Source organism: Mycobacterium sp. ACS4331 (assembly GCF_001667265.1).
Lineage (GTDB): Bacteria > Actinomycetota > Actinomycetes > Mycobacteriales > Mycobacteriaceae > Mycobacterium.
On sequence record NZ_LZHW01000029.1, the window covers coordinates 23,550 to 40,227 of the forward strand.

Below are 16,678 nucleotides of genomic sequence, written 5' to 3' on the forward strand. Positions count from 1 at the left end.
GAAACTCTACTGGCGATCCCGTCACCGCGCGGGACGGCTGGGAGGCGCGTGCTCGGGTGCGACTTCTGCGCCGATCCTGCGGAACAGCGCGTCGGCGGCGTTCGAATAGTTGCCCTCGTCGTCGAAGGCGTCTTCGTTGAAGGTGACCGCCGTCGCGATCGCGATCCGGCGCTCGGGCAGGTAGGCGCCCACTGCGGCGTAGCCGAAGAACATGGGGTTCTGCAGCAGCCAGTCGCCGGAGAGCACGATCCCCAGGCCGTAGGTGTAGAAGTCGCTCTGCGGAGCGCACGTCGGGCAGCCGGGCGCGCTGTGAGTCCTGCCCTGCAGGTCCTTGGACGCGAAGATCCGGTAGCTGTCGGGCGACAGCAACTGGCCCGATCCGATGCCGGCCGCCGACGTCGCGAGGTCCTCGATCGTGGTGGTCTGGATGGCGCCGTGCGTGATGGTCCACGACGGGTTCCAGAAGCTCGACTCCTCCAGGAACGGCACGGCGGCCGGGATGTCCAGATTGGCCCGCCGTTCGGCGGTGAACGCGTGCAGTGCGGGTTCGGGGATCGCGGGAGTGAATGAGTTGGCGGTGTTTCGCAGACCCAGCGGATCAAGCACCTTCTCCGACAACAGTTTCGGCATGGACTCACCCGTGGCCCGCTCCAGGGCCAGTCCGAGCAGCACATAGTTGGTGTGGGCGTAGCTCCAGTTGGTGCCCGGCTCGTACTGCAGCGGCTTGGTGACCGCGAACTGCAGCAGTTCCTCAGGCTTCCACTGCCGGAACGGATTCTCGTAGAGGGCGGCGGCGAACGCGTCATTGTCCAGGACGTAATCGGCGTACCCCGAAGTCATCTGGGCCAGCTGTCGCAGCGTGACCCGGTCGGCGTGCGCGATCTCAGGCAGGAAGTCGGAGAGTTTGTCGTCGAGGCCGACCCTGTTCTCCTCGGCCAGGATCAGCAGCAGGGTGGACACGTAGGAGATCGCCACGGCGCCGTTGCGGAAGTGCATGTCGGTGCTGGCGGGCACCCCCGTGATCGACTCGCCGAACGCCTCGCTGATCACCTCCTTGCCGTCGACCGTGACCCGCACCAGCGCGGACTTCAGGTGCTCGGACGCCATCACAGACTTCACGACGGCCCGGATGGCGTCGGCCTGCGCGGTGTGCGTGGTGGGCGCCGCAGTCGGCGGATTCTCGGGCGACACGCACCCCGTCAGCAACAGCGCGGCCACCAGCAGGGCGGTCCCTCTTCGGATCATGGGGAGAGCTTGCCCTGTCAACGACCCGGATGAGGCGCAGGTGGGCACGACGCGCCGGAGCGTCGTGGTGGCCGCGCGTAACATCGGGTGATCGAGGTCGTCGCAACAGCACTGGTGATCGGCACAGTTGCCGTGCATTTCGCGTTCATCGGCTATCTGGTGATCGGTGGGTTCCTCGCGCTGCGATGGCGGCGGACCCTGGCCCTGCACATCCTGGCGGTGTTGTGGGGGATCGGCAGCACGCTGTATCCGCTGCCGTGCCCGTTGACATCAGTGGAGCGGTGGGCCCGCGAGCGTGCGGGCATGGGGCCACTGCCCCCGGACGGGTTCATCGCCCACTACCTCACCGGCGTGCTCTATCCCGGGGGCGCGGTGGGCGTCGTCCGGGGCCTGGTCGTCGGTGTGGTGCTGCTGTCCTGGCTACTGGTCCACCGGCACGAGCTCGGCGCCACACGTACATCGGTATGAACCGCCGCCGTCCGGGCAGTGGCATTCGGACTCGATGCGCACACGACACCCGCAGCCCTCGTGCGCGCACGTGAGCAGGGTTCCCTGTTCGTTTCCCATCCTTCGATGGTGCCCCCTATGCCGCCTCGGCGTGGGCGAACTCGACAGGCAGACTGGTCGGTCCGCTGATCCCGCTCAGCGGCCGCCACGGGTGCCGGGCGGTCAGTCTGGGTTCGGCGATCCGTGCGGTGATCGCGGCCAGTGCCTCTGCCAGTTCGAGTTTGGCCAGGTGGACACCCAGGCAGTAGTGGACGCCGCTGCCGAAGGTCAGGATCGGCGGGACACCCTCGCGGGTGATGTCGAGGCGGTCGGGATCGTCGTGCACGGCCGGGTCGCGGTTGGCCGACGCGGTGTTGGCCACCACCGTGGTGCCCGCCGGGATCCGGTGCCCGGCGAGTTCGACGTCCTCGGTCGTCACCCGCAGGGCGGCGAAGACGATCGGGCGGTGCCGGATCAACTCCTCCACGGCCAGCGGTGCCAGTTCGGGATTCTCGCGCAGCAGGCGCCACTGGTCGGGGTGGTCGCACAGGTCCTCGATCGCCGCGGCCAACTGGTTCCGGGTGGTGTCGGTTCCGGCCATCAACAGCCCACCGGCCAGCATCAGCAGTTCGCCGTGACTCAATCGGTCCCCGGCGTCCTCGCAGCGGATCAGGTCGGAGAGCAGGTCGTCGGTCAGCCGCTGGCGACGCTCGGCGATCATTGTGTCGACGTGAGCGTCCAACGCAGTCCACGCGGAGAGGATGGCGTCGGCGTTGGCTGCGGCGTCCCAGCTGAACAGGCGCAGCACGTCCTCGGCCCAGTCGGAGAAGCGATGCCAGTCCTGACGTGGCGCCCCGAGCAGCGCACAGATGATCGGCACCGGATACGGGCGGGCGATGTCGCTGACCATGTCGCAGGCACCGGGGTGCTGGTCCAGAAGCCCGGAGATGACGTCGATGCAGGCGGTGCGCATCCGGGCCGCCGATTTCGGGGTGAACGCCTGGGCGACCAGCCTGCGCAACCGCCGGTGTTCGGCGCCGTCCAGACACAGCAGGCTGGTGACGGCGCGGTCCCACAGCGGCCCCGAGGTGACGCCCTGCGGGGCCAGGGCGAAGCCCTTGGGCACCACGAACCGGTCGTCGCGCAGCACCGCGCGCACCAGGTCGTGGCTCAGCACCTCCACACCGTGCGGTCCCATCGCGAGGGGGCCGCGTTCCCGCGCCGCGCGGATCGCTCGGTGCGCGGCCTCGGGATCGTCGAGATGGTCGTAGGCGAGGTCGGGAATCACTGCGGTACTCATGAGGCGATCGTCGGCGCGCGGCTCGCCGGGCGGGAGCGTAGTCCGCTACCTGACCGCCATCCGCCGAATGTCGTGGTTTACCCGGGAGTGACTTGGGTCACTCTCCAGTCGTGACAGCACTCAGACGGCGTCTGGCGGCCGTGGTTGCCCTCGTCGTCTGCGCGGTGCTGTTGTCGGCGGCCTGCGGGGTGACGCGCGGTGACGACCCGGCCGGAATGCACCGGCTGCGGATGATGGTCCCGAACAGCCCGGGCGGCGGGTACGACCTGACCGCGCGCACCGCGGTGAAGATCCTCGAGGACGAGGACATCACGGGTCGTATCGAGGTGTTCAACGTCATCGGCGCCGGCGGCACCGTCGCGATGGCCCGGTTGATGAACGAACGCGGCAACGGCGATCTGATGATGATGATGGGGCTCGGCGTGGTCGGGGCGACGTTCACCAACGGGTCGACGGCCCGAGCCTCCGACGCCACCGCCCTGGCGCGGGTGGTCGAAGAGCAGGAGGGCATCCTGGTGCCCGCCGACTCACCGTTTCGCACCGTGGGCGACTTCGTCGCGGCCTGGAGAGCCGACCCGGCGAAGGTCACCATCGGCGGCGGCTCCAATCCCGGCGGGCCGGACCACCTGTTCCCGATGGAGACCGCCAAGGCCGTCGGTGTGGATCCGACGCGGGTCAATTTCGTCTCCTACGACGGCGGAGGAGATCTGCTGACGGCCCTGTTGGGCAACAAGATCGCCGCGGGCACATCGGGTCTGGGGGAGTACGTCGATCAGATCGAGGCCGGGCAGGTCCGGGTGCTCGCCGTGTCGGGCGAAAAGCGGGTCAAGGGCATCGACGCTCCCACACTGCGCGAGTCCGGCATCGACCTGACGTTCACCAACTGGCGCGGCGTGATCGCGCCACCCGGGATCGCCGCCGAGGACCGGTCCGCCATGGTGGCGGTGCTCGAGGACCTGCACAGGACTCAGGCGTGGCGGGACGCGCTGGCCCAGAACGGTTGGAGTGACGCCTTCCTCACCGGGCCGGCCTTCGAGGAGTTCCTGCGGGAGCAGGACAACCGCGTCGAGTCGACGCTGACAGAACTGGGGTTGGTGTGAGCACTCCCGAGCGGCAGGAGAGGGTTCGCCCGGACTGGGCGCAGTACATCGTCTGCGTGGTCCTGGTGGCGGTCGGCGGGTTCCTGATCTATGACTCCACCACGATGACCGGAGGCTTCGCGGAGGTCGATCCCGTTGGGCCGCGGATGTTTCCGATCGCCATCGGGGTGGGACTGCTCATCCTGGCGGTTGTGCTGGCGGTGGCGATTCCCCGGGGACACCGCGGTGAGGCGGATGCCGGCGAGGACATCGATCCGGACCTGCCCAGCGACTGGCGCACCGTCGGTCTGCTGGTCGCGCTGTTCGCCGGACTGATCGTGCTGGTCGTTCCACTCGGTTGGGCGATCGCCGGTGCGCTGTTCTTCGCCGGGTGCGCCACGGTGCTGGGCAGCAGGCACCACATCCGCAACCTCGTCATCGGCGGGGTGCTCGCGGTGGGCACCTTCTACGCGTTCTACTCCGGACTCGGAATCCCGCTGCCCGCAGGGATTTTGGATGGGATTCTGTAGATGGAGAATTTCGACTGGCTGCTGCAGGGGTTCGCCGAGGCCGCGACCCCGATGAATCTCCTGTACGCCGTGATCGGGGTGCTCCTCGGCACCGCCGTCGGCGTGCTTCCCGGTATCGGTCCGGCCATGACGGTGGCTCTGCTGTTGCCGGTGACCTACAACGTCAGCCCGAGTGCGGCCTTCATCATGTTCGCCGGGATCTTCTACGGCGGGATGTACGGCGGATCGACCACGTCGATCCTGTTGAACACGCCGGGGGAGTCGTCCTCAGTCATCACCGCGATCGAGGGCAACCGGATGGCCAAGGCGGGACGAGCGGCCCAGGCGCTGGCCACCGCGGCCATCGGGTCGTTCGTCGCGGGCGCGATCGGCACCGCCCTGCTGGCGGGGTTCGCGCCTGCGGTGTCGCGGTTCGCGGTCACCCTGGGCGCGCCGTCGTACCTGGCGATCATGCTGTTCGCGCTGGTCGCGGTCACCGCGGTGCTGGGCTCGTCCAAGATGCGCGGCCTCATCTCGCTGCTTTTGGGGTTGGCCATCGGCGTCGTCGGGATCGACTCGCTCACGGGTCAGCCCAGGGCCACGTTCGGCATCCCGCTGCTGTCCGACGGCATCGACATCGTGGTGATCGCGGTCGCGGTCTTCGCGGTCGGGGAGGCGCTGTGGGTGGCCGCCCACCTGCGCCGGCGGCCCGCCGAGGTGATTCCGGTCGGGCGGCCGTGGATGGGGCGGCAGGACTGGGCACGGTCGTGGAAGCCCTGGTTGCGCGGTACCGCTTACGGTTTCCCGTTCGGCGCGCTACCGGCCGGCGGCGCGGAGTTGCCGACGTTCCTGTCATACATCACCGAGAAGCGGCTTTCGAAGCACCCCGAGGAGTTCGGCAAGGGGGCCATCGAGGGCGTCGCGGGGCCCGAGGCGGCCAACAACGCCTCGGCCGCGGGCACCCTGGTCCCGATGCTCTCGCTGGGTCTGCCGACCAATGCCACTGCCGCCGTGATGCTGACGGCATTCGTCTCCTACGGCATCCAGCCGGGGCCCACACTGTTCGAGAAGGAGCCGCTGCTGATCTGGACATTGATTGCCAGCCTCTTCATCGGCAACCTCCTGCTGCTCGTGATCAACCTCCCACTGGCCCCGCTGTGGGCGAAGCTGCTCCGCACGCCGCGGCCGTACCTGTACGCCGGAATCCTGTTCTTCGCGGCACTGGGGGCCTTCGCGGTGAACCTGCAACCGCTGGACTTGGCGCTGTTGTTGGTGTTCGGTCTGATGGGGCTGATGATGCGACGGTTCGGGCTGCCGGTGCTCCCCTTGATCATCGGGGTCATCCTCGGCCCGCGCATCGAGCGCCAGCTTCGACAGAGCCTGCAGCTCGGCGGCGGGGATCTGAACAGCCTGTTCACCGAACCGGTCGCGATCGTGACCTACGTGCTGATCATCCTGCTGCTGGCGGCGCCGTTGGTGCTGCGGCTGCTCCACCGCAGTGAGGAGACGCTGCTGATCGTCGAGGACGACAGGGACCAGACAGCGAAGGCGACCCACACATGATCGTCGTCGGATACAGCGCCGACCGCTACGGCGCGGCCGCCCTCGAGGCCGGCATCGCGGAGGCCCGACGGCGTCGGACCGCCATTCGGGTCATCAACGCGACATCGGGCCAGGCGTATGTGGACCCGCGGTTCGCCCGGTCCGGCCAGATCGTCGACCTCGCGACCCACCTGGCAGAGACGGGTGTGCCGTTCGAACTCCATCAGCCCGTGGGCGTCGACGTCGTCGAGGAACTGCTCAAGGCCATGGACCATCCGGCCGCCGAGCTGCTGGTGATCGGCATCCGGCACCGCAACCCGGTCGGAAAACTGCTGATGGGGAGCACGGCCCAGCAGCTCATCCTGGAATGCCCCAAGCCGGTGCTGGCGGTCAAACCCGATGACGACTGAGTCGGTCAGCCGGCTGTCGCGACGCGGCGGCGGCTCACCGCAAGGTGTTCGAGGCGGGCCGACGCGGTGTCGAGGTCGGCGCACAGCGGCAGTTCGTGCGAGGTGTCGCAGATCCGCAACAGGCGACGCACCGGTGGGCCGCCGACGAGCATCCAGTCCACGTCGCGCCGGTTGCAGTGCACGCTGATGTAGTAGAGCGCCGTGAAGCCGGCCGTCCCGAAGAAGTCGACGGCTCGAAGGTCGAGGACCATCTGCCGAGAGGTGCCGGTGTGGCGTTCGACGTACTGACCCAGTGCGCGCCCGTTGACCGCGTCGACGTCGCCGCACACCGCGACGTGAATGCGGGTCGAGGTTGCCGGATACACGGAGTAGGTCGCCCGGCCGTATCGCCTCGACTCGGTGAGGGTGCTGGGGTCTGGCCGGTACAGTCTGATGGTGCCGGTGGAAGCGGGCATCGCACTCCCTACACAACGCTGTGGATGAGGGCCCCATGGAAGGGGCGAGGCTGGAAGCTCAACCTGGCAGTGACTTTACTACGGATTTCGTCGTATGGGCCCTGTTCAGCGGATTTATTGACAATTCCCCGGTTTCGAGCAGAACTTCGCCCCCTGATTGTGTTGCTTGGCGAGTGGAATCTCGTTTTCGCCACGGAATCAGTTGTCTGGCGTGGTCCAAACAACTCATACCGTGATCTGGATGTTCCCGTCGACCTCGGTCGCCGGAAAGCGGCGCACCGACAGCCCACTGCCGGACGTCTCGGCGCCGGAGCACATGTCGAAGGAGTAGCTGTGCAGCGGGCACACCACGATGTCGTCGTCGGCGAGTCCGTCCGCCAACGGGCCACCGCGGTGCGGGCAGACCGCATCCAGAGCGCGCAGCGAACCGTCACGCAGGCGGTACACGGCGATCTGCTCACCGTCGACGGCGAACGTGCGTCCCTCTCCGACCGGGATCTCTTCGACGCGCCCGACCATGACCTCGCTCATCGCGCCGGCACCTGTGGCAACGGCAGCAGGGGCAGCGCCGTGCGGAACTGTCCCGGCGCGACGGGCTCGCGTCCCTGCATCCACGGATCTCGATAGGCGGCAATGGATTTGGCCATCCTCTCATCCAATCCGGCGATCACGTCCTCGGCGCCGTCCACCACCACGGCACGAATGTGCTCGATCCCTCGCCGCGGCACCCAGGCATACGTGCGCTCCAGCCAGTTGGCGTCCTCGCGGTAGTACTGCAGGAACCGGCCCGTCAGCGTGATCACCTCCTCGGGGGTGTCGACCGTGGCCAGCAGGTCGCCCCTGCGGATGTGCGCGCCCGCGGCGCCGCCCACGTGGATCTCCCAGCGACCCCCGTCGACGGCGACCACGCCGAGGTCCTTGCACAGCGCCTCGGCGCAGTTTCTGGGGCATCCGGTGACGGCGAGCTTCATCTTGGCGGGGCTGGCCAGACCCTGATAACGCTCCTCGATCGCGATGCCCAGCGCGGTCGAGTCGCCCAGGCCGAATCGGCAGAAGTCACTTCCCACGCAGGTTTTCACGGTGCGGAAGCTCTTGCCGTAGGCGTACCCCGAGGGCATGTCCAGGTCGGCCCACACCGCGGGCAGGTCCTCCTTGCGCACGCCCAGCAGGTCGATGCGCTGTCCGCCGGTGCACTTGATCATCGGGATCTCGTACTTCTCGGCGACGTCGGCGATGCGGCGCAGTTGGCCCGGAGTGGTCACGCCGCCCTTCATCTGTGGCACCACCGAGAACGTGCCGTCGCGCTGGATGTTGGCGTGCACGCGGTCATTGATGAACCGGGCCGAGGTGTCGTCGACGAACTCGTCGGCCCACATCATCTCCAGCAGGGACGACAACGCCATCTTGGAGTTGGCGTCGGGCTTGCCGTCGGGTGCCAGCGCCGCGAACACCGAAGCGACGGAATGCAGTTCGAGCTCGCGGATCATTCGCATGAGCGTGGGCTTGTCGTACGGGATGCTGGGCACGTACCACGTCGCCGACGGATCCTCGGTGGCCGTGCCGCCCGCGGCCCACTCGACCAGCTGGGTCACCAGCTGGCGGCACGCCCCGCACCCCTTGCCGGCCCTCGTCTTCGCCATGACGGCGGGGACCGACGTGGCGCCCTGGGCCACGCAGTCCACGATCGCGCACTTGGACACGCCGTTGCAGTTGCAGATCTGCGCGTCGTCGGCCAGTTCGGCCACCCCGACCTCGACGCCGGGCGTGCCGAGGTCGAACATCAGCGACACCCGTTCGTCGGGCAGGGGCAGGCCGTTGTCGAACGCCTGGGTCAGGAAGGACACCTTGCTGACATCGCCGAGCAGGGTCGCGCCGACCAACCTGCCGTCGCGGATCACCACGGTCTTGTAGACCCCGTGGCGCGGTTCGCTGTATTGGACGAACTCGTCGTCGGGGTGTTCGGGGTGTTTGAGACCCATCGCGGCGACGTCCACGCCGGCGACCTTGAGCTTGGTGGCCACCCGCGAGCCGTGATAGGCCGCGCCGCGGTCGGTTTCGGTGATGTGGTCGGCGAGCACCTTGGCCTGCTCCCACAGCGGCGCGACCAGGCCGTAGACCTGTCCGCGGTGCTGCGCGCACTCGCCGACGACGTAGACGTCGTCGTCGTCGACCGATCGCATGTGGTCGTCGGTGACGATCGCACGCTCGACGGTCAACCCCGCACGCTGCGCCAGGCCCACGTTGGGGCGGATCCCCGCGGCGATGACGAGCATGTCGCAGTCGAGCCCCCCGCCGTCGGAGAACCGGACACCGGTCAGGGCCCCGTCCTCGACGACGACCTCGGTCGTGCGTTTGTCGACGTGTACGCCGATGCCCAGATCCTCGACGGACCTGCGCAGGATCGCGCCCGCGGCCTCATCGAGTTGGGCGTTCATCAGGGTCGGGCCCGCGTGCACCACGTCCACGGTCAGCCCGCGGTTCTGCAGCCCGCGTGCGGCCTCCAGGCCGAGCAGGCCGCCGCCGATCACGACCGCCTTGGTGTGGTCGGCCGCCGCGGCGATCATCGCCGAGGTGTCGTCGAGGGTGCGGAATCCGAAGACGCCGGAGACAAGGTTCTTGTCGTCGGCCCACAGGCCGGCCATCGGCGGGAAGAACGAGCGGCTTCCGGTGGCCAGAATCAGCTTGTCGTAGCGCATCCGGGTGCCGTCGTCGGCGTGCACCACATGTGCGAAGGTGTCGAGGCGCACCACCCGCACCCCGGCGCGCAGGTCGATGCCGTTGTCGGAGTACCAGTCCAGCCCGTTGAGGTAGATCTCGTTCGGATCATCCTTGCCGGCAAGGACATTCGACAGCAGGATGCGGTTGTAGTTGCCGTATGGCTCGTCGCCGAACACGGTGATGTCGAACGCCGCGCCACCGCCGCGGCTCAGGATCTCCTCGATGGCCCGAATCCCGGCCATACCGTTGCCCACGACCACAAGCCGTGGCCTACGCGCGCTCATCAGACCTCCACCAGACCCAGATCGACGACCACGCTTCCCGACACGCCCCTGGGTGCGCTGACGTACAGCTCCAACACGGTGTCGGCCAGCAGGTCCTCCACCACGCGCAGCGCGACGTGGGTGGCGCCCTTGGCGGCAATCGGGAACCAGCGCATGGGTTTTCCGTCCCGGAACAACACCACGCTGATCATCTGCTTCGTGGAGTTGCCGCCGCGGAAGTACACCGGCTGGCTGACGGTGCCCGCGGGCACCACGTAGCGAAGCGATCCATCGAGCAGGACAGGGTCGGCGTATCCGCTGCCCTCGAATTCGAAGGCGCCCTGCAGGAAGTGTGGTGTGCTGCCATCGGACATGGCTCGAAGCTAGGTCCGTTGTGTTTCCGGCCGGTTGCGCAGGTGAGTCACCGACGAATACCCCTGCGCACGGCTTCCGAGTGCTCACCGTGAGGCCGAAAGCCCTGTGAGCCGCAATTGACCTTTCGGTCATGAACGCGCAACGGGTGCGGAATCCGCAGGCCGTAGACCTGTAGCCGAGACGAGAACCACCCCGCAGTCACGCTTCCCCGAAAGGCCTGCCGATGCCCACCCTGTCCACCGCGGTCCCGGCCCGCTGGAAACGCTCCCGAGACATCGAACATTGGGACGCCGAAGACGTCGTGGCCTGGGAGAACGGCAACTCCACGATCGCGCGGCGCAACCTGATCTGGTCGATCATCGCCGAGCACGTCGGCTTCTCGATCTGGTCGATCTGGTCGGTCATGGTGCTGTTCATGCCGCAGGACGTGTACCACATCGACGCGGCGGGCAAGTTCTTCATGGTCGCGATGCCCACCCTGGTGGGTGCGTTCATGCGGATTCCGTACACCATCGCCCCGGCGCGCTTCGGCGGCCGCAACTGGACCGTGGTCAGCGCCCTGCTGCTGCTCATTCCGACCACGCTCACCTGGTACGTGATGAGCAACCCGGGCACCTCCTACACGACGTTCATGATCGTCGCGGCCGTCGCGGGCCTGGGCGGCGGCAACTTCGCGTCGTCGATGACCAACATCAACGCGTTCTACCCGCAGCGACTCAAGGGCTGGGCGCTGGGCCTCAACGCCGGGGGCGGCAACATCGGCGTCCCGGTCATCCAACTGGTCGGCCTCCTGGTGATCGCCACGGTGTCCAACACCGCACCCCATCTGGTCTGCGCCATCTATCTGGTGCTCATCGCACTGGCCGCTGTGGGCGCCGCGCTGTTCATGGACAATCTGCGCAACCAGAGGTCCAATCTGGGCGCGCTCGCCGAGGCCCTGCGGTTCCGGCACTCATGGGTCATGAGCTTCCTGTACATCGGCACATTCGGGTCCTTCATCGGCTTCTCCTTCGCGTTCGGCCAGGTGCTGCAGATCAACTTCCTCGCCGGCGGGGACACCGCGGCGCAGGCGTCGCTGCACGCGGCCCAGATCTCGTTCGTCGGCCCACTGCTGGGGTCGATCTCGCGCCCCTTCGGCGGCAGGCTGGCCGACCGCATCGGAGGTGGACGGATCACGCTCTACACGTTCGTGGCGATGATGTTCGCCGCAGGCATCCTCGTGGTCACCGGGGTGCTTGACGACGCCATGGCCGGCGCGCCGACGGGCGCCCAGATGGTCGCCTACGTCGTCGGTTTCATCCTGCTGTTCATCCTGTCGGGAATCGGCAACGGGTCCACCTACAAGATGATCCCGTCGATCTTCGAGGCCAAGGCGCAGGGGCACGACGAGTGGAGTCCGACCGAGAAGGCCGCGTGGTCGCGGGCCATGTCCGGGGCGTTGATCGGTTTCGCCGGCGCCGTCGGTGCGCTGGGCGGCGTGTTCATCAACATCGTGCTGCGCGCCTCCTACGTCAGCGACGCCAAGTCGGCCACCAACGCGTTCTGGGTGTTCCTGGTCTTCTACGTGGTGTGTGCGATCGTCACGTGGTTCGTGTTCCTGCGGATGCGCTCGGCGGCACCCACCGGCGAGCGCCTTCGTTCCCCGGCACCCGTGGCGGCCGGATGATCGCAAGCGCCCAAGCGACCAGAACGGCCTGCTCGTACTGCGGGGTGGGCTGCGGAATCTGCGTCGAGACGCGGCCCGACCCCGATACGGGCGTGCCGGTCATCGCACGGGTCAGCGGAGACAAGCTGCATCCGGCCAACCAGGGCCGGTTGTGCACCAAGGGCGCCACGCACGCCGAGTTGATGGCCGCGGCCGACGGGCGGCTGACCACAGCACTGCTGCGGTTCGGCCGGGGCGCCGACCCCGTTGCGGTGCCGGTCGACGATGCCGTGGCCGAGGCCGCCGCCCGGTTGCGGGCCATCATCGATGAGCACGGCCCCGACTCGGTGGCCCTGTACGTGTCCGGGCAGATGTCCATCGAGGCCCAGTACCTGGCGACCAAGCTGGCCAAGGGATTCCTGCGGACCGTGCACATCGAGTCCAACTCGCGGCTCTGCATGGCCAGCGCGGGAACGGGATTCAAACAGTCGCTGGGTGCCGACGGCCCACCCGGCTCCTACGCCGACTTCGACCACGCCGACCTGTTCCTCGTGATCGGCTCGAACATGGCCGACTGCCACCCGATCCTGTACCTGCGGATGGCCGAACGACTCAAGTCCGGCGCGAAGCTGATCGTCGTGGACCCACGGCGCACCGCCACCGCCGAGAAGGCCGATCTGTTTCTGCAGATCAGCCCGGGCACCGATCTGGCCCTGCTGAACGGGATCCTGCACCTGCTGGTGGAAAACGGTGACATCGACGGTGAATTCATCGCCGAGCACACCGAGGGCTGGGCGGGCATGCCCGAGTTCCTGGCCGACTATTCGCCGGACCGGGTCGCCCAGATCACCGGCCTCTCCGAGGCCGACATCCGTGCGGCCGCCGCGATGATCGCCGCGGCCCCGGACTGGATGACCTGCTGGACCATGGGGCTCAACCAGAGCACGCATGGCACCTGGAACACCAACGCGATCTGCAACCTGCACCTGGCGACCGGCGCGATCTGCCGCGAGGGCAGCGGGCCGATGTCGCTCACGGGGCAGCCCAACGCCATGGGTGGCCGCGAAATGGGCTACATGGGTCCGGGTCTGCCGGGCCAGCGCAGCGTGCACCTCGATGAGGACCGCAGGTTCGTCGAGGCGCAGTGGGGCCTCGAGGCGGGCACCATCCGCAGCGAGGCCGGGCCCGGAACCGTCGCGATGTTCGAGCAGATGGCGACCCGTGACATCAAGGCCTGCTGGATCATCTGCACCAATCCTGTTGCCTCCGTGGCTAACCGGGCGACAGTGATCGCGGGTCTGCGTGAGGCCGAGCTGGTGATCACCCAGGACGCTTACAGCGACACCGCAACCAACGCGTACGCCGACATCGTGCTGCCCGCGACATTGTGGGCCGAATCCGACGCCGTGATGGTCAACTCCGAACGCACCCTGACGCTGCTGCAGCAGTCCATCCCGCCCGCGGGGGAGGCCCGGCCGGACTGGGAACTGATCTGTGCGGTCGCCGAACACCTCGGCTTCGGTGCGCATTTCGCGTACAAGTCCAGCGAGGAGGTGTTCGACGAGATCCGCCGATTCCACAATCCGAACACGGGCTACGACCTGCGCGGTGCCAGCTATGAGCGCCTTCGCCGCACCCCGCTGCAGTGGCCGTGCCCGCCGGAGGACGCCCCGGGCGGTGGCGACGACCGGCATCCGCTGCGCTACCTCAACGACGGCGTGAGCCAGCATCTGTTCGTCGATGCCGACGGTCGGCGGCCCCGCCTGGCGTTCGCCACGCCGTCGCGGCGCGCGAGGTTTCACGCCCGACCGCACCTGCTTCCGGCCGAGATGCCCGACGACGAGTATCCGATGACGCTCAACACGGGCCGCCTCCAGCACCAGTGGCACACCATGACCAAGACCGGTCGCGTGGACAAGCTCAACCGCCTCAACGCGGCCGCCTTCGTCGAGGTTCACCCCGACGACGCCGCCGAGCACCTCATCGCCGACGGCCAGCCGGTCGAGTTGACGACGCGGCGGGGCCGGGCCGTCCTGCCCGCGGTCATCACCGACCGCGTGCGGCGCGGCAGCATCTGGGCACCGTTCCACTGGAACGACACCCATGGCGCCGACCTGACGGTCAACGCGCTGACCAACGACGCCGTCGACCCCGACTCACTGCAGCCGGAGTTCAAGGTCTGCGCCGCGCGCATGCGACCGATCGCCGCCGACCACCCGCTGATCGCGGCACTGGGGCTGCAGCATCAGCGGCCACCCACCCTGACCGACGACGAGAAGATCTATCTGGCGGCGTTTCTGGGCGCCCTCGCGGCCGGGCCCTCGGGAGTCCCGGTGCTGCCCGAGACGGCGCCCGTGCGCGCGCCGGTGCGCCTGTGGGTCAATGGCCAACTTGCGGGCACACATTCGCGCCTGGCCCCGCCGACGGACACACCGGAGACGACGGCGTCAGGCCCGCTGGTGGTGTGGGCCTCCCAGACCGGCACCGCCGAGGACTTCGCGGCCCGGGTCGCCGAGCGGTTGGGCGCGGGTGCGCGCCTGGTGGCCATGAACGACTGCACGCCGGCCGATCTCGTCACGGCGCGTGAGGCGGTGGTGGTCACCTCGACATTCGGCGACGGCGGCCCGCCCGACAACGCCGCGGACTTCTGGGATCGCCTGCGCGCACCGGATGCGCCCACCCTGACCGGGCTCCGGTACGCCGTGCTCGGCATCGGCGACCGCGCCTATGACGACTTCTGTGGCTACGCGAAGGCACTGGATGCGCGGCTGTCCGGCCTGGGAGCGACCCGGATGTTCGAGCGCGTCGAGTGCGAGGCGTATGACGACGACCCCATGACGGCCTGGGCCGAGCAGGTCAGCTCCGCGCTCGCCCGCACTCCGGCGACGGCACTCCCGGAGGCCGCCGCCGAACCGTTCACCCGCGCGTGGCCCCTGCCCGCGCCACTGGTCCGGAACGTGCGGCTCACTGCCGACGGTGCGGCAAAAGAGGTGCGCCACTTCGGTTTCGACATCTCCGAGCACGTCGCCGACCACGGCATAGGCTACGCCGCCGGCGACTCGCTGGGGGTGTACGCGGTCAACAGTGACTGTGCGGTCGATGCGTGGCTGTCCGCGACGGGCCTGGTCGGCGCCGAGCCAGTAATGGTCGACGGCGCGGAGACGAGCCTGCGTGCGGCACTGACGGTGTCCTACGACATCTGCCGCGTCACCCCTGGACTGCTGAGCTTCGTCGCCGAACAGTGCGGCGACAGGGCGGCCGCCAAGACGCTGCGCGGTCCGTGGGGTCGGCTGTCCAACCGCAACGCGCTGGATGTGCTGCGGGAGACGCCGGTGCGCGCCGAACCCGAACGCTGGCAGGAGGTGCTGGTGCGCCTCACGCCGCGGCAGTACTCGATCTCATCGAGTCCGCTGGTGAGCCCGCACGAGATCCAGTTGACGGTGTCGGTGGTGCGCTATCGGGGCAGCGACGGTGGTGCGCGCGGCGGGGTCGCGTCGACGTTCCTGGCCGACCGGGCAGAGGGCGCCGGCGTGCCGGTGTTCCTGCAGAGGTCCCCGCACTTCCGTCCGCCCTCGGACGCGCACACCCCGATGATCATGGTGGGCCCCGGGACCGGGATCGCGCCCTTCCGCGCGTTCCTGCAGGAACGCCGAGCGCTCGGCCACACCGGCCGCAACTGGCTGTTCTTCGGTGACCAGCACCGGGCCGAGAACTTCTACTATCGCGACGATCTCGAGGACATGGTGGCCGACGGCCTGCTGACCCAACTGGATCTGGCGTTCTCACGTGACCAGAGGAAGCGCCTGTACGTGCAGCACCGGATGCGTGAGGCCGGTGAGCAGTTGTGGCGCTGGCTCGAGGACGGTGCGCACTTCTATGTCTGCGGTGACGCGACGCGGATGGCCAAGGATGTCGACGACACCCTGACCGACATCATCAGGACGCACGGCGGGATGTCGAATGAGGCTGCGCACGAGTACAGACGGATGCTGATTGCCGACAAGCGCTATCTGCGCGACGTCTATTGAGCCGCCACCGACCGGAGCTCAGAGAGTGACTCGCGGATGTGCACCGCGATGCTTCGTGCCGCCGGGTCGGCCAGCCAGCGCTCGAAGGCGATTCTGAACACCGCGATCCCGGTCTGGGCCGTCAGGCTCGCGGCCGGTTCGGCGACACCCCGGCGCCGCAGCGCGTCGGCGAGGGTGTCCGCCATGGCGGCGAGCTTGATCAGCTCCCGTTCCCGCAGCGCCGGATTGGCCGCGATGACCTTCTGGCGCACCGCGCTGTAGGCCCGCCTGCTGTCGAAGAAGTCCGCGATCGCCTCCAGCGCGTTCGCGACGGCGTCGAGGGGCGGCACGGACTCGGGGACCTCGTCGAGGGCCGCTGCGATGGCGTCCGCCAACTCGGTGCCCCGAAAGAGCACCTCACGTTTGTCGGCGAAGTGCCGGAAGAAGGTGCGTTCGGTGAGCCCCGCGCGCTCGGCGATCTCGGCCACGGTCGTCTGGTCGAAGCCGCGCTCCAGGTACAGATCCAGCGCGGCCTGCTCCAGGCGTCCCTTCGCGTCCGGCTCCCAGCGGGCCATAGGGGAATACTACGGCGATGACAGGTGCTGACATCAGTCACAGAGTGATGTCAGTAGCTGACATCACAT

15 protein-coding genes are annotated in these 16,678 nt (G+C 68.3%); 7 read left to right on the forward strand and 8 right to left on the reverse strand.

Features of this window, described 5'->3' with window-relative positions; all coding sequences use genetic code 11:
- Nucleotides 1-21: 21 nt before the first annotated feature.
- Nucleotides 22-1,245: a serine hydrolase domain-containing protein gene (locus A5727_RS07765; protein ID WP_068247182.1), complete on the reverse strand. Its 1,224-nt coding sequence runs from the start codon at nucleotides 1,243-1,245 to the stop codon at nucleotides 22-24.
- A 111-nt stretch (nucleotides 1,246-1,356) separates the two neighbouring features.
- Between A5727_RS07765 and A5727_RS07770 the strand changes: the two genes are divergently transcribed.
- Nucleotides 1,357-1,713: a DUF2784 domain-containing protein gene (locus A5727_RS07770; protein ID WP_231991992.1), complete on the forward strand. Its 357-nt coding sequence runs from the start codon at nucleotides 1,357-1,359 to the stop codon at nucleotides 1,711-1,713.
- Here the strand turns inward: A5727_RS07770 and mymT are convergent.
- Both mymT and A5727_RS07775 read right to left on the reverse strand, forming a co-directional pair.
- The gene (gene mymT, locus A5727_RS28070) at nucleotides 1,666-1,812 is read right to left on the reverse strand and encodes a copper-binding metallothionein MymT (RefSeq protein ID WP_082949665.1); all 147 of its coding nucleotides are present in this window, start codon (nucleotides 1,810-1,812) and stop codon (nucleotides 1,666-1,668) included. The two genes, A5727_RS07770 and mymT, sit on opposite strands and share 48 nt — an antisense overlap.
- 16 nt (nucleotides 1,813-1,828) lie before the next feature.
- Nucleotides 1,829-3,031 (reverse strand): cytochrome P450, encoded by a 1,203-nt coding sequence (locus A5727_RS07775; protein ID WP_068247186.1) that lies wholly within the window; start codon nucleotides 3,029-3,031, stop codon nucleotides 1,829-1,831.
- 110 nt (nucleotides 3,032-3,141) lie between these two features.
- Between A5727_RS07775 and A5727_RS07780 the strand changes: the two genes are divergently transcribed.
- The 4 genes from A5727_RS07780 to A5727_RS07795 are packed head-to-tail and all read left to right on the forward strand — an operon-like array spanning nucleotide 3,142 to nucleotide 6,571.
- Nucleotides 3,142-4,131 carry a Bug family tripartite tricarboxylate transporter substrate binding protein gene (locus A5727_RS07780; protein WP_068247189.1) on the forward strand — a complete coding sequence of 330 codons (990 nt, stop codon included), beginning with the start codon at nucleotides 3,142-3,144 and terminating at the stop codon, nucleotides 4,129-4,131.
- Nucleotides 4,128-4,640: a tripartite tricarboxylate transporter TctB family protein gene (locus A5727_RS07785; RefSeq protein ID WP_068247190.1), complete on the forward strand. Its 513-nt coding sequence runs from the start codon at nucleotides 4,128-4,130 to the stop codon at nucleotides 4,638-4,640. Before A5727_RS07780 ends, A5727_RS07785 begins: the two co-directional genes overlap by 4 nt.
- Nucleotides 4,641-6,182: a tripartite tricarboxylate transporter permease gene (locus tag A5727_RS07790; RefSeq protein WP_068247191.1), complete on the forward strand. Its 1,542-nt coding sequence runs from the start codon at nucleotides 4,641-4,643 to the stop codon at nucleotides 6,180-6,182.
- Nucleotides 6,179-6,571, forward strand: coding sequence for a universal stress protein (locus A5727_RS07795; protein ID WP_068247193.1), 393 nt, complete (start codon nucleotides 6,179-6,181; stop codon nucleotides 6,569-6,571). Before A5727_RS07790 ends, A5727_RS07795 begins: the two co-directional genes overlap by 4 nt.
- Nucleotides 6,572-6,576: 5 nt before the next feature.
- On the opposite strand, the gene A5727_RS07800 is transcribed toward A5727_RS07795, so the two are convergent.
- The 4 genes from A5727_RS07800 to A5727_RS07815 all read right to left on the reverse strand — a co-directional run bounded on the left by A5727_RS07800 (nucleotide 6,577) and on the right by A5727_RS07815 (nucleotide 10,381).
- Entirely contained in the window at nucleotides 6,577-7,026 is a 450-nt protein-coding gene (locus tag A5727_RS07800) for an STAS domain-containing protein (protein WP_068247196.1), read from the reverse strand.
- 225 nt (nucleotides 7,027-7,251) lie between these two features.
- Nucleotides 7,252-7,557 (reverse strand): Rieske (2Fe-2S) protein, encoded by a 306-nt coding sequence (locus tag A5727_RS07805; protein ID WP_068247198.1) that lies wholly within the window; start codon nucleotides 7,555-7,557, stop codon nucleotides 7,252-7,254.
- Nucleotides 7,554-10,028 (reverse strand): nitrite reductase large subunit NirB, encoded by a 2,475-nt coding sequence (nirB, locus tag A5727_RS07810; RefSeq protein WP_068247201.1) that lies wholly within the window; start codon nucleotides 10,026-10,028, stop codon nucleotides 7,554-7,556. The genes A5727_RS07805 and nirB overlap by 4 nt, the downstream gene beginning before the upstream one ends.
- Nucleotides 10,028-10,381 carry a molybdopterin oxidoreductase gene (locus A5727_RS07815; protein WP_068247204.1) on the reverse strand — a complete coding sequence of 118 codons (354 nt, stop codon included), beginning with the start codon at nucleotides 10,379-10,381 and terminating at the stop codon, nucleotides 10,028-10,030. The genes nirB and A5727_RS07815 overlap by 1 nt, the downstream gene beginning before the upstream one ends.
- Nucleotides 10,382-10,605: 224 nt before the next feature.
- On the opposite strand from A5727_RS07815, the gene A5727_RS07820 reads away from it, so the two are divergent.
- Entirely contained in the window at nucleotides 10,606-12,048 is a 1,443-nt protein-coding gene (locus tag A5727_RS07820; protein WP_068247210.1) for a nitrate/nitrite transporter, read from the forward strand.
- Entirely contained in the window at nucleotides 12,045-16,055 is a 4,011-nt protein-coding gene (locus A5727_RS07825; protein ID WP_068247213.1) for a bifunctional nitrate reductase/sulfite reductase flavoprotein subunit alpha, read from the forward strand. Before A5727_RS07820 ends, A5727_RS07825 begins: the two co-directional genes overlap by 4 nt.
- On the opposite strand, the gene A5727_RS07830 is transcribed toward A5727_RS07825, so the two are convergent.
- Nucleotides 16,049-16,609, reverse strand: a complete 561-nt coding sequence (locus A5727_RS07830) for a TetR family transcriptional regulator (RefSeq protein ID WP_068247216.1) — start codon at nucleotides 16,607-16,609, stop codon at nucleotides 16,049-16,051. The two genes, A5727_RS07825 and A5727_RS07830, sit on opposite strands and share 7 nt — an antisense overlap.
- Nucleotides 16,610-16,678 lie beyond the last annotated feature (69 nt).

What these genes read in the sequence shown, in the direction of transcription:
- A5727_RS07805 (WP_068247198.1), bottom strand. Translation starts at nt 7,557, where the DNA reads ATGAGCGAGGTCATGGTCGGGCGCGTCGAAGAGATCCCGGTCGGAGAG.
- A5727_RS07820 (WP_068247210.1), top strand. Translation starts at nt 10,606, where the DNA reads ATGCCCACCCTGTCCACCGCGGTCCCGGCCCGCTGGAAACGCTCCCGA.
- A5727_RS07800 (WP_068247196.1), bottom strand. Translation starts at nt 7,026, where the DNA reads ATGCCCGCTTCCACCGGCACCATCAGACTGTACCGGCCAGACCCCAGC.
- A5727_RS07775 (WP_068247186.1), bottom strand. Translation starts at nt 3,031, where the DNA reads ATGAGTACCGCAGTGATTCCCGACCTCGCCTACGACCATCTCGACGAT.
- A5727_RS07795 (WP_068247193.1), top strand. Translation starts at nt 6,179, where the DNA reads ATGATCGTCGTCGGATACAGCGCCGACCGCTACGGCGCGGCCGCCCTC.
- A5727_RS07790 (WP_068247191.1), top strand. Translation starts at nt 4,641, where the DNA reads ATGGAGAATTTCGACTGGCTGCTGCAGGGGTTCGCCGAGGCCGCGACC.
- mymT (WP_082949665.1), bottom strand. Translation starts at nt 1,812, where the DNA reads ATGGGAAACGAACAGGGAACCCTGCTCACGTGCGCGCACGAGGGCTGC.
- A5727_RS07825 (WP_068247213.1), top strand. Translation starts at nt 12,045, where the DNA reads ATGATCGCAAGCGCCCAAGCGACCAGAACGGCCTGCTCGTACTGCGGG.
- A5727_RS07830 (WP_068247216.1), bottom strand. Translation starts at nt 16,609, where the DNA reads ATGGCCCGCTGGGAGCCGGACGCGAAGGGACGCCTGGAGCAGGCCGCG.
- A5727_RS07815 (WP_068247204.1), bottom strand. Translation starts at nt 10,381, where the DNA reads ATGTCCGATGGCAGCACACCACACTTCCTGCAGGGCGCCTTCGAATTC.
- nirB (WP_068247201.1), bottom strand. Translation starts at nt 10,028, where the DNA reads ATGAGCGCGCGTAGGCCACGGCTTGTGGTCGTGGGCAACGGTATGGCC.
- A5727_RS07765 (WP_068247182.1), bottom strand. Translation starts at nt 1,245, where the DNA reads ATGATCCGAAGAGGGACCGCCCTGCTGGTGGCCGCGCTGTTGCTGACG.